The sequence below is a fragment of the Massilioclostridium coli genome, from assembly GCF_900095865.1.
Classification (GTDB): domain Bacteria; phylum Bacillota; class Clostridia; order Oscillospirales; family Ruminococcaceae; genus Massilioclostridium; species Massilioclostridium facile.
Genome location: NZ_FMIZ01000007.1, coordinates 844,036 through 858,502, shown reverse-complemented (window position 1 = coordinate 858,502; position 14,467 = coordinate 844,036). Strand labels below are relative to the sequence as shown.

The window sequence follows — 14,467 nt, the reverse complement described above, 5'->3', positions numbered from 1 at the left end:
GCTGATATTACTAATAATACAGCGCAGATTATTAATCCAATAAAAATTTAGTATCCATAATTCGGACTTTTTTATTTCATAATACGAGCTTAGTAGTATAAAATACAAATAATATTTTATCGTTTTATTTTTTGTTTTGATAACAAAAAATACCGCAAGCAAAAAACCTTTGCTTGCGGTAGGTGTTCACCCGACTTTTTATTCCTAGGCACTATTGTAAAATAAAACAGTTACCATTTTATGAATCTTTTCATCATATGTTAAGTATAACATATTGTTTATGTAATGGAAAGGGGTTTTTATGAATATCTATACGAAAAATGGCGATCAAGGAAATTCTACTTTGATAAATGGGGAACAAATTCCTAAATATGATGAACGGTTCCATCTGCTAGGGTCTATTGATGAATTAACCAGTCAGATTGGAATGGTAAAGATCAAAAGTGACCATCGGCTGCAAGCAAATTTGACCCATATCCAAAAATTATTAATGACAATCATGGCATCGGTTGCTGACACTACTAACCCGGATTATCTGTTGGACGAAACTGAAGTTACTTGGCTGGAACAACAAATTGACCAGATAGAACAATCTTTTCCTAGGAAAAAAGAATTTATCCTACCAGGAGAAACCGAGTTATCTACCCGCTTAGATGTAGCCCGAACTGTATGCCGGAGGGCAGAACGTTGGATGGCAGCGGTTAACAGCAAATATCATGTAGACCAAACTTCCATGAAATTTATCAACCGCCTCTCTGACTACCTTTATATAGAAGGCAGATATGCCGATTATCTTGATTAATACAAGAAAATGCCGGGGCATTTTGGTTTATCTCTTATATTTTAATCGTATATAACATCTTTTCCATTATAATATTTTCAATGGAAACACTACAACTAGCATCGTTTTAAGTAGTTCTAACCTAAATACAATGTGTGTCTTTTTAACGGGCTACATTAGGCTTTCCCACAGTTTTTATTTTTCATCCGTTATAATACTGCTACCATTATGTCAAGAATTATATGGAGTAATTTTGTACTAGCATTTTACTGATAACCTGCCCTGATGGAATTTCTACCCGTTCCGCTAACTGCATAGCTTGTTCATGCCTTATGATTCTATTGTCTTGCTTTTACAATAGAATCATATTATAATAGAACAAAAAATCTATGTTGTTCAAACAACAAAATGGAGAAAAAATATGGTAACTCAATTCATGGCAAACCATCCTTTGTTTTGTAATATACCCCAACAGGCGATACCATCTATTTTAGAGCAGCTGAATTGCCGAACAGAAAATTTTAAAAAGGGTGCTATTCTTTGTCATATAGGGGACTATGTACAGTCTATGGGAGTAGTTCTTTCCGGCAGTATTAATATCGAAAATAATGATATCTGGGGAAACAAAAATATTCTTGCTAACATCACACCAGGGCAGGTATTTGCGGAAACCTATGCCTGTATCCCAAACGAGGCATTAATGGTAACCGTAACAGCAGCGGAGGATTCCCAAGTATTGTGGATAGCAATTGGAAAAGCGCTGCTCCCCTCTCCAACAAATCCGTATTTCCCAGTGTTAATTAAAAATCTGCTGTCTATTATGGCATCCAAAAACCTGCACCTAACCCGTAAAATTAATCACACTTCTTCTAAAACAATCCGTGGAAGAATTCTTTCCTATCTTTCTTTTCAAGCAACCAAACAAGGAAAACAATCCTTTAAAATTCCTTTTAACCGCCAGCAGCTGGCAGATTATCTAGAAGTTGACCGCAGTGCCTTATCCAACGAATTAAGCAAAATGCAAAAAGAAGGGTTGTTGACCTACCATTTAAATCAGTTCCATTTAAACAAGATTTAATTCCTGTTTATCGAATAGGAATAATGAAAATAATTTTTACGAAAAAGAAATAAATTTTACAACTTATGCTGATTTATGCGTTTTTAACTTTACAATCGAGCAAAATTTGTTATAATCTAGTAGTTAGTTGAAATTAACTTGTTAAATGGAGGCTTTATGAATCTACTTTTGATGAGCAAATTATTATCCATCATTTCTGTTTTATTATTACTAGTTTGTATGCTGGCTCCGGTTAAAAAAACCGCTTTTGCACAGAAGCATCCCATTGTGAAGTCTATTTTAAAACACCATAGTATATATGGAATCCTGCTATTGATTATAACTTTATTCCATGGTATTTTAGCGGGAAACCAGCCTGGAATGATTAGTGGTAAAATAGCATGGATGATTCTTCTACTTCTGATTATTTTTTCCATTCCTAAAAATAAAATGAACTCTCCTATTTGGAAAAAAATTCATGTTATTATCTCTATTCTCTTATGTCTTATTGTTATCTTCCATATCGTAATTGCGTTTATTTGACGTTGCATGTAAAATCAGATAAAATAGAAACGTATTTATTTTATCAGGAGGATTTTATGAATATTCTAATCATTGACGCTTGCATACGAGAAGAAACCTCTCGCACTAAAAAACTATTGGATCAAGCAATTACTACGATTCAGCAAGTACATCCAGAAGCGAATATCGAAACAGTTTCGTTGGCACAAACCAATTTAAACTGGTTTGACTATCAATCTTTAAAAGAAAGGGATGCCTTGTTGGCGCAAAAAAAGTTGGAGCATCCTCGTTTCCAGCTGGCTCACCAATTCGCACAAGCTGACGGGATTGTAATCGCGGCACCTTATTGGGATGCCAGTTTTCCCGCTATTTTAAAGGTATATATTGAACATATTTCGGTAGAAGGTATTACCTTTGGCTGTGATAACAATGGTTTACACGGCATGTGCAATGCAAAATATATGCTCTACCTCACCACCAGAGGGAGTACCGCAGCCGAATTTGAACAGGCAACCCCATATTTAAAAGCTCTTTGCTTCCAGTTTGGAATCCCTTCCTTTTTGGATATTTCCGCAGACGGATTGGATGAGTTCAACGTGGATTCCAACGCTGTGTTGCAAGAGGCTCTTACCAATACAAAGCTGTTATGTGAAAAACTATAGGATAAATCGATTCCCCAGTGCAAACTGGGGATTTTTTATGGGCTTTTTCCCTATCTTTTTAAAAAAGTTTCCAATATGGTTATATGTCATAAAAAACCAGAAACAAATCATCTACCACCGTTGTTCCATTTTTTCCATCGTGCTATGATAAAAACAACCTGTTAAAAATAAATAATGATTCTATTATTTTAACAGTAATTCTAGCAAATTAAGCCAACAAAACAGGATGGGGGTGAATGGATAGGTAGTTGAAAACTACCAAAATAGGCTTATCATTGCTGGATGGTCCTGTACTGCTGCAAACAGAGCGGACTTGAAAAGGAACTTTTTCAATGCACAAGTGAGGAAAAAATGAGGTGAATCATGAACAAGAAAAAATTATGGAAAAAGTTACTGGCTGGCTTAACAGCCGGTATTGTCGCTGTTTCCGCATTATCCATTAACGTCAATGTATTGGCGGCGGAATCAGATGGAACAAGTAATACCGATAATTTGTTGATTAATTCGTTTCTAAATCCAGATGATACTTCTGGTCTAATGGCCCGTTACTGGTTCCCAGACGCAGGTGCTGGATACGACAGTGACGGTGATGGTCGTGGAGATTATATTTACATGGTTGAAGATATGATCAACGAATTTATTGAAGCTGGTTTTGGCGGTGTAGAACTGACCATGCTGGCTGATAATGCGGATTACTACGATGTTGGTGGAAGCGAATTGGCTTCAAAAATCGGCTGGGGCACCGAGGCATGGTCCAACATTATTGCTGCCGCAGTGGATACGGCAAACCAATACAAAGAAAAAACTGGACAGGAATTTATTGTTGATGTTACCATCACTGCACACTGGCCAATGATTATTAATACCATTGATCCAAATGATGATAATCAGCAACAAGAACTTTCCTATACTTATCAAAAATTAACAGCTGCTGACCTGGGATTGACAAGGGCAGCCAGGAATGATGTTTACCTTGACCTTCCTGCTATGAAAACCAAGGATGAATCCAATACCGATACCAACCGCTCTACTTTTATCTTTACCGATAAGCTGGTTTCTACGGTAGCGGCAAAAGTTGCTTCTGTTGACCAGAAAGGCAATCCAGTATTGGACTATGATTCAATTGTAAATTTAACAGATTATGCTAAAAAAACTGAAGCATATTCTGCTGGTATTCCAAATCCTGATTGGACTTTTATGAAACTGGTTGATGATGGTGACGGATACTACGAATGGGAATACTACACCGCAGAACAAGCACAAGCGCAATTGGGCGTTAAATTGTTGACAGAACCCGTTGCTTTGGACCCAAACGATCCAGGAAGATATTTGGATGACGCTACCATTACTGTTAAAAAATCCACTTTTAGTAGTACCGTTACCATTGTATACGCAGATGGAACCACAACCTCTTTTGAAACCGGCGGCCCTGCTGGCAACCAAGGGATTGGCGAAACATGGTTCCCCGCAAACACTGCTGTTACAGTAACTGAAAAAGATGGAAAAACTTATTATTCTACTGAGGGTGTTGACCCTAACCTGATTTTAGTTGTAAACGCTGATTATTTTGGAGAAAAACGTATTGCTGAAACAGGAATTATGGCGGATACCCAATATGAATACTATGTAAATGGTAACAAAATGAAAGAAGCATTGGGCGAGGAAGTGCTTGCCGGTTTGGATTCTGACGACAATATCGAAGCTGGCGACTATGTGCTGGTAAATACTTACCGTCGTGGTACAGGCCAGGTTGCTTCCGGCGGTGAAAATATCACAATGGAAGGGAAAACCTATGCTATTGATTACTTCAATTCCGATGGCGCAAACGAAGTGTTGCGTTATTGGAATGAAAACATCCTTCCATATGTATACACAAGAGAAGATGGCTCTACCACTACCGTACAGGCAGCATTGGAGGAAAACGGCGGCACCATTTTTGAAGATTCCATTGAATTAAGCCATACTGGACAATTGTGGTCCAAAAACCTGTTAGACAATTTTGCTTCCTATAATGGCTACAGTATTGCTCCATACGCAAGTTTAATTGCTGGTTTAAGTTACAACGATACCACAGCTGCTAATAGAATCAATGAGGATTACAGCCAAACATTGTCTTACCAATACACCCACGAACATAATGCTGTAATTAGCGATTGGGCAAAAGGATTTGGCTATAGCTACCGTGCACAGGGACATGGTTTAAGCGCAGTGGATGCTGGTGATTCCGCTTTGGCTGCTGATATTCCGGAATCCGATAATGGCTCTGATGGCAACGGAACCCGTACCATTGCCGGAGCTGTAAACTTAAATCCAGACCAACACTATATGTCTATGGAAGCTTTGACCTTTGGTACAGGCTTTAGTGAAACTCCTGCATGGTACTATTGCCTGAATACATTAAACCGTTATTATTCCGAAGGGGTAAACAGGGTTATTTTACATGGTACTCCATTTAAAAAATCATACACAGATTATGATAAACAGTGGCCAGGCTGGACCTTTATGAGCTTTATGGCTTGGAACAGCCGTCAGACTTGGTGGGATGATGTGGTTATCTTCACAGATTATATTGCTCGTGTGCAAGGTATTCTGCAAGACGGAACCGCAAAAATACCAGTCGCAATCCTGAAAGATGCCGCAAATTCCAATTTATCTGCTTCTGAACTGATGTCCAATGAACAAGATATGGTGGGGAAAGGTTATACCTACAATATCCTGACCAAAGGTATGATTGAAAGCGAATATGCTGCTACAACTACCAATGAGGATGGAAAAACCGTATTATCCTCTGAAGCTTCTGATTCTGGATAATATCTCTAAGATGTCTGTAGAAGCAATGCAAAAAATCGTAGATTTCGCAAAAGCTGGTTTGACCATCGTGGATAACAACGGAAATATCAACGCTGTTTACGGCACTTCTTACAACGGCGAGGATGAAACCATCCAAAGCCTATATGCGGAACTGCAACAACAGCCATCCTATGTAAAGGTTTCTTCTGATGATGAAGCGCTTGCATACATTGAGGAAAACATTGACTCGGGTGTTTCCTACGATGCGAAATGGCTGGAATCTACCCGTTTCGACGATGTTGACGGAAGCAAATACTATCTAATGTACAACGAATCCGATGAATCCGCATCTAGCGAACACGGTGGTGGCCCTGGCGAAGAAGCCGGTGATATTTCCACCATGGTTACTTTAAAAGGGAATGGTGCTCCTTACAAACTGGATCCAGCCACCGGAGAAGTAACTGCTATCACAAACTACACATCCAACAATGGAACCGTAAGCTTCCAGTTGGATATTGAAGAAGGCGACCTGTTCTATATTGTAGTTTCTGATAATGAAGCAATTGCCGCACAGGCAATTATTCCAGAAGAAACGGCAGAACAGACTACAATCGAATTGGGTGGAGAAAATACTTGGAACCTGGATCTGCAAAGCTGGGGACCATTGACCGAAGGCAACACAGATGAGGACGGCAATTTAATCGACCCAACTTTATCTGAAAAAATTGATCTGAACGGTTTAACCACAACTCTGGTAAACTGGAAAGATTTAAGCCTAACCGAAGAACAACTAAACACTTTGGGGGTTAGCAAGGCTTCTGATATTTCTGGTATTGGAACCTATAGTATTACTGTAAACGTTCCAAACTACGGTGATCAAGCAAAAATTTGGGCAGTGCTCAACTACGATTATAACAATCTTTATAATGCGGTAACCCAGATTACTGTCACAAACTCCAATGGTACTACTGATGTAGAAGGAATTAACCCTCTGCACCATTACCTGGATTTAGGCACTATTTTAACCCCAGGAGAAAACACCATCACCATTAAAGTATGTGGCGATTTGGAAAACCGCAAAAATGCGTCTAATTCTGCTGCAACAATGATGGCAGCCGATGCACCAGCACCTCCAGGAGGAGGCCCAGGTGGCCCAGGTGGTTCTTCCACATCTGAAAATGGATTGACCAACGCTAGCCTGAACCTCTACACAGTAGGTGAAGTGAATAAAATCGATAAACACATTCTGGAACAAGTAATTGCAAACGCGGAAGAATGCGTTGCCAATGGTGAGGTAGATAACGCTATTACCAGCGTGCAAAAATCTTTCAATGAAGCTCTGGAAAACGCAAAGGCTGTTTATCAGGATGAATCCGCATCCCAGACAGCTGTTGACCAGGCTTGGCTAACCCTATTAAAAGAAATCCAAAAATTAGGATTCATCGCAGGGGATACCACCAATTTGAACCTGTTAATCGAATACGCGGAATCCCTAGTTCCAGAACAATATGTGGACTTCTCCGCAGTGGAAACAGCATTGAATTCCGCAAAAGAAGTAGTGCCTGGCGAAGCAATGAAAGACGAAGTGCAACAAGCTACGGATACTTTATTAAACGCTTTGTTGGATTTGAGATTGAAAGCGGATAAATCCGTATTGGAACAGGTTATTGCAGAAGCAAATAGCAAAGACGCAACCGCATACACAGCAGAAAGCTACGCAGTATTGACATCAGCAGTAGAAAAAGCAACTAATGTATTAGCTGACGAAAACGCTACACAACAAGATGTTGACACAGCAGTTGAATCCGTACAAACCGCAATGGATGGTTTAGTTGCATTGTCTGGAACCTCTGTTGAAGCTCCAACAGAAAACAATGCTGTTGACCAAACAACTCAAATTGGACAGGAAACTACAACCACAAAAGCAAATGCTGCTAAAACTGGCGATGTTGCTCCAATTGCAATGGTTGTTACATTGGCAACAGCAGCTAGCGCTCTTGTACTGTTGAATAAAAAAAGAAAGTAATTGATTTTACACTTAACTATTTTATATGGTTAAAACCAATGATTTAATGCAAAAAAGGTCCCAAATTTGGGGCCTTTTTTGATGTTAAAAAACTGTAGTTCATTAATTGGGATTGTATGCTCTCTGTCTTAATCTAATGGAAATAATTTTTTTATCTGGAATCATTCTTAATAAATATCCTGTTAATGAAATATATACATTCATTGTTTTAGGATTTACTGCCCGCTACTGATGGATCGCCTTACGATTTCTGTTTGTAATTTTTTAGATATCATCAAAATCATTGAGCAAACCAGCGGTATACCTATCCATTTAATATTAAAACCGTTTACCCGCTGTTTCGGCATTTCGCTTAATGTTTATTCATCCCCTTTTATAAATACGGCAGACAGGATAAATTCCCAGCTACCTTACAGGATAGCTGGGAATTATGGTTTATCTTTTTAGGATTGCGTCAATTGGTTTCATTTTAGATATTTTTCGGATTGGTAGTAAGCTTGCGATAATCGTAATAACGAATACAATTACAAAAATTAATCCAATTTGGCGTATTCCAAACATCAGCGGAGTTAGACCAATGCCAATTGTATTGATTATCATTGGATTTAATACCGCGCACACAACTCCTGTTCCAATGGAGGCCAATATGCCCGAAATGAGTGCCAGGAAAAATCCTTCCCACATAAAGATTTTAAATACATCCATTCCCCTCGCACCAAGGGCACGCAAAATACCAATCTCTTTCTTCCGGTAAGCAATACTGGAGAAGATAAAGTTTGTAATCAAAATTAAGGCAAATACTGCAAATACAAGGCTAATATAAAACGCAACTTTTTTTGCAAGATTAAAAAACTCGTTCATGTTAACTAAATCAGAACTATAAACTGTAGTTGCCTGGTATTCTCCTCCTGGAGCGAATTCGGTAAATAATTGCTGTAATTCTTTTTGATCAGAGCAATGGAACAGTAATTCGTTCCGTTCGATTGGGTATGTTTTAAATTGTTCTACATTCTGTTCTGAAACATAGGTATATATGCGCCCATTTTGCTTATCCAATGGCACAACACCTATAATTTCCAGTTCCTTCTCCTCCGTCAGATTTTTATCGTTCATTCCTTTTACACAAAAACGAACTTTTTCTCCAATTAACTGGCGGTACTGAGAAACAAAGTGCTCAAAATAGCTTTTTTCCATTGCCTCTAAATCCGCATCTTCTGGCTGTTTTGAAAGATATTCCTCCAAAGCTGCCTCATAACTATTATCAGAATAAAGCATAGCAATATCTTCTGGAGATAGTAAAATTTGATGATCATTCAATTTATCAATCGTCTGATAATTGGTACCATCAAAATAAGTGAGTGGCTTGTTTGAATAGTTAATATTCGCATAGAATCCAGTACCATCTTCAAGGGAAAGGTCATAAATATAATTCATATTTACCATTGGAGTATCTGGAATATTAAGATATTGGAAGAAATCTTCTGCCACATAAATACGGTTATAGGTGGCTTTAACCTCAGAAGATAAGTCGTTATATAATAAATAGGTTGTTTTGTCTATCGTTTTTTTGATTGTTTCATATTTACTTAAATCATATTGAATTACGCCGACAATCTTTACTTTTTTTATGCCATTAAAGTTGATATATAACCCTTTTTCCACTAATTCTTGGTCGTTTGCAGGGTAATAAACATCTGTTAAGTCCAACTCATTTTCTGTATAAGGCTGTATTCCATATTTTTGGATGATACTAGACACATAATTGGAAATTACAATTTCATCTTCATTTTGCGGTAGATGACCAATCACATTTTCCTTAATCCAAGTTTGGTTTTCTGGTAAAGGAACCACTTGCATTTGTGTATAGGCACCAACTGTATAATAGTTATCTTCCATAGAATTGGTTGGCTGGTTAATTCCCAGAGAGGTATATTGTAGTTGTGTCTGGTCTAAAGAAATGCGATAGCTGGAAATAAATTCTGGGATTTGATCTTTCACAGCATCAATGTCCTTTTGTTGCCAAGGCAGATTGATAGAATACCAACTAGTAGAAGATGGATCGATATGTTGAATAGAAACCAAGTTTTTCTCATTCTCTACCATTAATTTAGCATGTGCTTTTGCCATTTGGAAGGATGCCATGGTATCAGACATTCCCAAAAAAAACAGGGCGCAGGCAGTTAAAAATATAGTAGCGCACAAGCGGATTTTCTTATGTTTTAAACTGCCAACCCCTAACCGAAAACTCTCCTTTGTTGGCAGTTTAGAACGGATTAGCTGAAATTTTTCTGATATTTGCGGAACCTCAGTGATTTCCTTGGTATCTCGAATGACCGCTCCATCCCTAATCTCAATAATACGGTCCGCATATTCCTGAGCAGACTCTTCATCATGGGATACAATAATAACTAATTTTTCTTTGCTGATCTGCTTTAATAAATCCAATACCTGCCGGCTTGTTTTACTATCTAAGTTACCAGTTGGCTCATCCGCTAAAATAATTTTAGGGTCTTTAATCAACGCCCTTGCAATTGCCACCCGTTGCTTTTGTCCGCCAGAAAGCTCATTGATTTTGCGGTCTTTTAATTCTGATAACTCTAATTTTGAAAGTAAACTTTGTATTTTTTGGTGGTCTACTTCTTTCTTTTGTAACTGTAGAGCCAGTATGATATTTTCATATACCGTATAATCTTCTAATACATGAAACTCTTGGAAAATGAATCCAACATAGGTATTCCGATAAGAATCAAAATCTTCTTTGGTAAAATTAGAGCTGCTTTTCCCTAAAATAGTAATTTCTCCGGAATCGTATCGATCCAACCCACCGATAATATTTAATAACGTGGATTTTCCACTCCCGCTTTTTCCAAGCAAAAACGTCATGCCTGTATTTTCAAACACCAATGAGATATCATTGACAGCGAGCGTATTTCCACCCTTTTTTGAACGGTATTCCTTTTTAATATGTTTTAATTCTAGCATACCATCTCTCCTTCCCTATTGTATGGTGTGGTTTTAGTATACTTGAAAATACTTACAAAGCTACTACTGAAAAAATGACGAATTCTTTACGAAGCTATGATATTAAACGAAAGAAATGATTTCAAATATGGCAAAAAAATGAAAAACACTATTATTGTAATTAGATAGTTTTCATTCTATGAAATAAATATTTGGTTTACTCCCTCACAAATTAAAAACTTTTTTTCTATAAAAAAACAGTTGCCTATAGAATTTTCTATAAACAACTGTTTCTTTTATAATTAAAATAATATATCTTACTAGAAAAGTATTTTTGATTGTATTTTTACCAATGTAAAAGGATTAACCTTTCTGTTTTGCTTGCAATTCAGCAATAGCATCTTTTCTGGAAAGGTTAATTCTACCCTGGTCGTCAATCTCGGTAACTTTTACCACAATTTCGTCCCCTTCGTTTACTACGTCGGTTACTTTTTCTACCCGGTTAAAGTCCAATTTAGAGATATGAACCAATCCTTCTTTTCCTGGAGCGATTTCTACAAACGCACCAAAGTTCATAATACGGGTTACTTTTCCTTTATAAATAGCACCTACTTCTGGGTCTTTTGCAATGGTTTCCACAACTTCCAGTGCACGTCTGGTATTGTCCATATCAGTACCCAAAATAAATACATGGCCTTCTTCATCAATGTCAATTTTAACATCGCATTCTGCGCAGATTTTTTGGATTACTTTTCCGCCTGTACCAATAACATCACGGATTTTATCCACATCAATTGTAGTCTGCAACATTTTTGGCGCATATTTCGATACCGTTTCTCTTGGCGCTGGAATCGCTTTAAGCATAATTTCATCCAAAATGTACAAACGTGCTTTTCTGGTCTTTTCAAATGCTTCCGCAATGATTTCAGGAGTTAATCCATCTACTTTGATATCCACCTGGATAGCAGTAATCCCTTTGTGAGTACCACCTACTTTAAAGTCCATATCACCGAAGAAGTCTTCCAAGCCTTGAATATCTACCATAGTCATAAAGCTACCATCTTCCCTGGTAATCAAGCCACAGGAAATACCAGCAACTGGCGCTTTAATTGGAACACCAGCAGCCATCAGTGCTAGGGTAGAACCACAAATAGAAGCTTGGGAAGTAGAACCATTGGAGGATAATACTTCGGATACTACACGGATTGCGTATGGGAATTCCTCTACGGATGGGATAACTGGCAGCAAGGCACGTTCCGCTAAAGCACCGTGACCAATTTCACGTCTACCTGGGCCTCTGCTTGGTTTAGTCTCCCCAACGGAATAAGATGGGAAATTATACTGATGCATATAACGTTTGGAAGTTACTTCATCAATCCCGTCTAAACGTTGTTCATCACTCATTGGTCCCAATGTAGCGATAGAAAGCACTTGGGTCTGTCCACGTGTAAACATACCGGAACCATGTACCCTTGGCAATAAATCAACTTCAGCAGCCAAAGGACGGATTTCATCCATACCACGGCCATCCACACGTTTTTGTTCCTCTAATAACCAGGTACGTACCACGTGTTTCTGCAATTTATATAAACACTCGTCAATTACTGGAATATCGTCTGGATACAGTTCGTCAAATTTTTCGTGTACACGTTCTACAATTGGCTGTAAACGTTCATCACGAACTAATTTATTATCTGTATCCAAAGCATATTTTACATCCTCAATCGCCATATCTTTGATTGCTTCAAACAGCTCATGAGGAACTTCTTTGGATTCAAATTCAATTTTTGGTTTACCTACTTCCTGGCGGATACCATCAATGAAATCAACCATTTTTTTGATTTCCTCATGGCCAGTACAAATGGCATTCAGCATGGTTTTTTCATCAATTTCATTGGCGCCAGCTTCAATCATAACAATTTTTTCCTTAGAACCGGCAACTGTTAGGTTCAGATCTGTTTTCGCACGTTGTTCCACATTTGGATTCAGTACAATTTCACCATCAATAAGACCAACACTAATACTTGCTACAGGCCCATTCCATGGGATATCCGAAATGGATAACGCAGTGGAAACAGCAATCATTGCAGTAATTTCTGGGGAATTATCAATGTCAGAAGCCAATACAGTAGCCACTACGCAAACATCGTTTCGCATATCTTTTGGGAACAAAGGACGGATTGGACGGTCAATAACACGAGAAGTTAAAATAGCGTTCTCACTTGGGCGAGATTCTCTTTTTAAGAAGGAACCTGGAATTTTACCAACAGAGTATAGCTTTTCTTCATAATCTACGGACAATGGGAAAAAGTCTACCCCTTCTCTTGGAGCTGCAGACATAGTAACATTTGCCATAACAACGGTTTCACCATATTTTACCCAACAGGAACCGTTTGCTAATTCACTAGTTTTCCCTGTTTCGATAACCAATTCACGGCCTGCGAATGTAGTTGTAAACGTTCTGTGATTATTTAACATAATTACCTCCTAATATTGTGCAGGCCAGGTTTAGCATTAAATCCTATCCATCTGGATGGACACGATTTAGTGCTAAAAAGCCTGTCCCATCGCACAAAATAATACTAAAATTTTTGTAAAACAGCCAAAATCTTTCTGCTAATTTTAGCCAGTTTTTACTATGTTTAAAATGCAAAGCATCCAATAAAAAACGCACAATAAGGCAAGCAGGAAAATTCTGCTTGCCTTAAAAGCGATATTATTTACGGATACCTAATTTTGTGATTGTTGCACGGTAACGTTCAATATCTTTTTTCGCCAGATAGTTGAGCAGGTTACGACGGCGACCAACCATTTTCAGCAGACCTCTACGAGAGTGATGATCTTGTTTGTGGATTTTTAAGTGTTCTACCAAATCGTTGATTCTTCTAGTTAAGATAGCGATTTGTACTTCTGGGGAACCAGTATCACCTTCGTGGGTTGCATTGTCAAGAATTACTTGAGTTTTTTCTTCCTTACGTAACATAACGCAATTCACCTCTTTAAAAAATTTTGCTTATGCCATAGAAAAAGGTAGCGATGTTTCCCTTGATAACAGGGCATACGCCTGAATCCATGTGCACAGCGTTATTATCATACCATAATTTAATTGGTTTGTAAAGGACTTTTTCAAGATAGATTTTACCGATTTTAACAAAAACAAAAAACACTTTTCTATTAGTACCCTTTTAACAAAATGCAATACATTACATTGTAAAATTACCCTATTTTATGTATAGAGATTTATTTGATATAATTTTCGTAATATAAAATCGGTAAAATTCACAGTTGATTCGTTCCTTTTCCTGTGCTATAATAAAGGCGCATAAAAGGAAAGGATGGAAAGCCACCATGGATCATGAGGAATTACTACAGCAACTTACCTCTGTATTGCAAGCACAGACAGAATCCATTCATCAAAAAATTGAGCTGGAAACCGGAAAAATCTGGTTGCATATTGAAAATAAAATAGAGCCAACCATGAATTTAATACTAGAAAACCAATCTGATATTATAAATCACAGGCAAAAGGTAGACCAGCTGGAACAAAAAATTGAAGATTTACAGCTTCAGGTATTAGCATTACAAAATGTGGTTCAGACAAATGCAAAATGAGTAACAGCCCTAAAATCTTAGGGCTGTCTTTTTTGTTATGAAAATTCCTCTTTCGG

Annotated in this window: 10 protein-coding genes; 7 read left to right on the top strand and 3 right to left on the bottom strand. The window is 37.8% G+C overall.

The window, feature by feature from the left end; translation table 11 throughout:
- The first annotated feature begins 301 nt into the window (after positions 1 to 301).
- From BQ2683_RS09095 to BQ2683_RS09070, 6 genes are all read left to right on the top strand, one after another.
- Complete coding sequence (locus tag BQ2683_RS09095; RefSeq protein WP_069988706.1) at positions 302 to 802, top strand: cob(I)yrinic acid a,c-diamide adenosyltransferase; 501 nt, start codon at positions 302 to 304, stop codon at positions 800 to 802.
- Between the two features lie 400 nt (positions 803 to 1,202).
- Positions 1,203 to 1,859, top strand: coding sequence for a Crp/Fnr family transcriptional regulator (locus tag BQ2683_RS09090; protein ID WP_069988705.1), 657 nt, complete (start codon positions 1,203 to 1,205; stop codon positions 1,857 to 1,859).
- Between the two features lie 156 nt (positions 1,860 to 2,015).
- Positions 2,016 to 2,381, top strand: a complete 366-nt coding sequence (locus tag BQ2683_RS13420; RefSeq protein WP_069988704.1) for a hypothetical protein — start codon at positions 2,016 to 2,018, stop codon at positions 2,379 to 2,381.
- 56 nt (positions 2,382 to 2,437) lie between these two features.
- Positions 2,438 to 3,022: an NAD(P)H-dependent oxidoreductase gene (locus BQ2683_RS09080; protein ID WP_069988703.1), complete on the top strand. Its 585-nt coding sequence runs from the start codon at positions 2,438 to 2,440 to the stop codon at positions 3,020 to 3,022.
- Between the two features lie 363 nt (positions 3,023 to 3,385).
- A complete protein-coding gene (locus BQ2683_RS09075; protein ID WP_069988702.1) occupies positions 3,386 to 5,833 on the top strand; it encodes a glycosyl hydrolase in 2,448 nt (815 codons plus the stop codon).
- 10 nt (positions 5,834 to 5,843) lie between these two features.
- On the top strand, positions 5,844 to 7,838 hold the full coding sequence (locus BQ2683_RS09070; RefSeq protein WP_205408143.1) for an FIVAR domain-containing protein: 1,995 nt from the start codon (positions 5,844 to 5,846) through the stop codon (positions 7,836 to 7,838).
- Positions 7,839 to 8,273: 435 nt separating this feature from the next.
- Here the strand turns inward: BQ2683_RS09070 and BQ2683_RS09065 are convergent, their stop codons facing one another.
- The 3 genes from BQ2683_RS09065 to rpsO form a co-directional block, all read right to left on the bottom strand.
- Complete coding sequence (locus BQ2683_RS09065; protein WP_069988700.1) at positions 8,274 to 10,820, bottom strand: ABC transporter ATP-binding protein/permease; 2,547 nt, start codon at positions 10,818 to 10,820, stop codon at positions 8,274 to 8,276.
- Between the two features lie 342 nt (positions 10,821 to 11,162).
- Entirely contained in the window at positions 11,163 to 13,277 is a 2,115-nt protein-coding gene (locus BQ2683_RS09060) for a polyribonucleotide nucleotidyltransferase (protein ID WP_069988699.1), read from the bottom strand.
- A 238-nt stretch (positions 13,278 to 13,515) separates the two neighbouring features.
- On the bottom strand, positions 13,516 to 13,782 hold the full coding sequence (rpsO, locus tag BQ2683_RS09055; RefSeq protein ID WP_069988698.1) for a 30S ribosomal protein S15: 267 nt from the start codon (positions 13,780 to 13,782) through the stop codon (positions 13,516 to 13,518).
- 365 nt (positions 13,783 to 14,147) lie between these two features.
- Here rpsO and BQ2683_RS09050 point away from each other — a divergent pair, with 365 nt between their 5' ends.
- Positions 14,148 to 14,411: a hypothetical protein gene (locus BQ2683_RS09050; protein ID WP_069988697.1), complete on the top strand. Its 264-nt coding sequence runs from the start codon at positions 14,148 to 14,150 to the stop codon at positions 14,409 to 14,411.
- Positions 14,412 to 14,467: the final 56 nt, after the last annotated feature.

Excerpts from the sequence above, each read along its gene's own strand:
- BQ2683_RS09095 (WP_069988706.1), top strand. The coding sequence starts at position 302 with ATGAATATCTATACGAAAAATGGCGATCAAGGAAATTCTACTTTGATA.
- BQ2683_RS09090 (WP_069988705.1), top strand. The coding sequence starts at position 1,203 with ATGGTAACTCAATTCATGGCAAACCATCCTTTGTTTTGTAATATACCC.
- BQ2683_RS13420 (WP_069988704.1), top strand. The coding sequence starts at position 2,016 with ATGAATCTACTTTTGATGAGCAAATTATTATCCATCATTTCTGTTTTA.
- BQ2683_RS09080 (WP_069988703.1), top strand. The coding sequence starts at position 2,438 with ATGAATATTCTAATCATTGACGCTTGCATACGAGAAGAAACCTCTCGC.
- BQ2683_RS09075 (WP_069988702.1), top strand. The coding sequence starts at position 3,386 with ATGAACAAGAAAAAATTATGGAAAAAGTTACTGGCTGGCTTAACAGCC.
- BQ2683_RS09070 (WP_205408143.1), top strand. The coding sequence starts at position 5,844 with ATGTCTGTAGAAGCAATGCAAAAAATCGTAGATTTCGCAAAAGCTGGT.
- BQ2683_RS09065 (WP_069988700.1), bottom strand. The coding sequence starts at position 10,820 with ATGCTAGAATTAAAACATATTAAAAAGGAATACCGTTCAAAAAAGGGT.
- BQ2683_RS09060 (WP_069988699.1), bottom strand. The coding sequence starts at position 13,277 with ATGTTAAATAATCACAGAACGTTTACAACTACATTCGCAGGCCGTGAA.
- rpsO (WP_069988698.1), bottom strand. The coding sequence starts at position 13,782 with ATGTTACGTAAGGAAGAAAAAACTCAAGTAATTCTTGACAATGCAACC.
- BQ2683_RS09050 (WP_069988697.1), top strand. The coding sequence starts at position 14,148 with ATGGATCATGAGGAATTACTACAGCAACTTACCTCTGTATTGCAAGCA.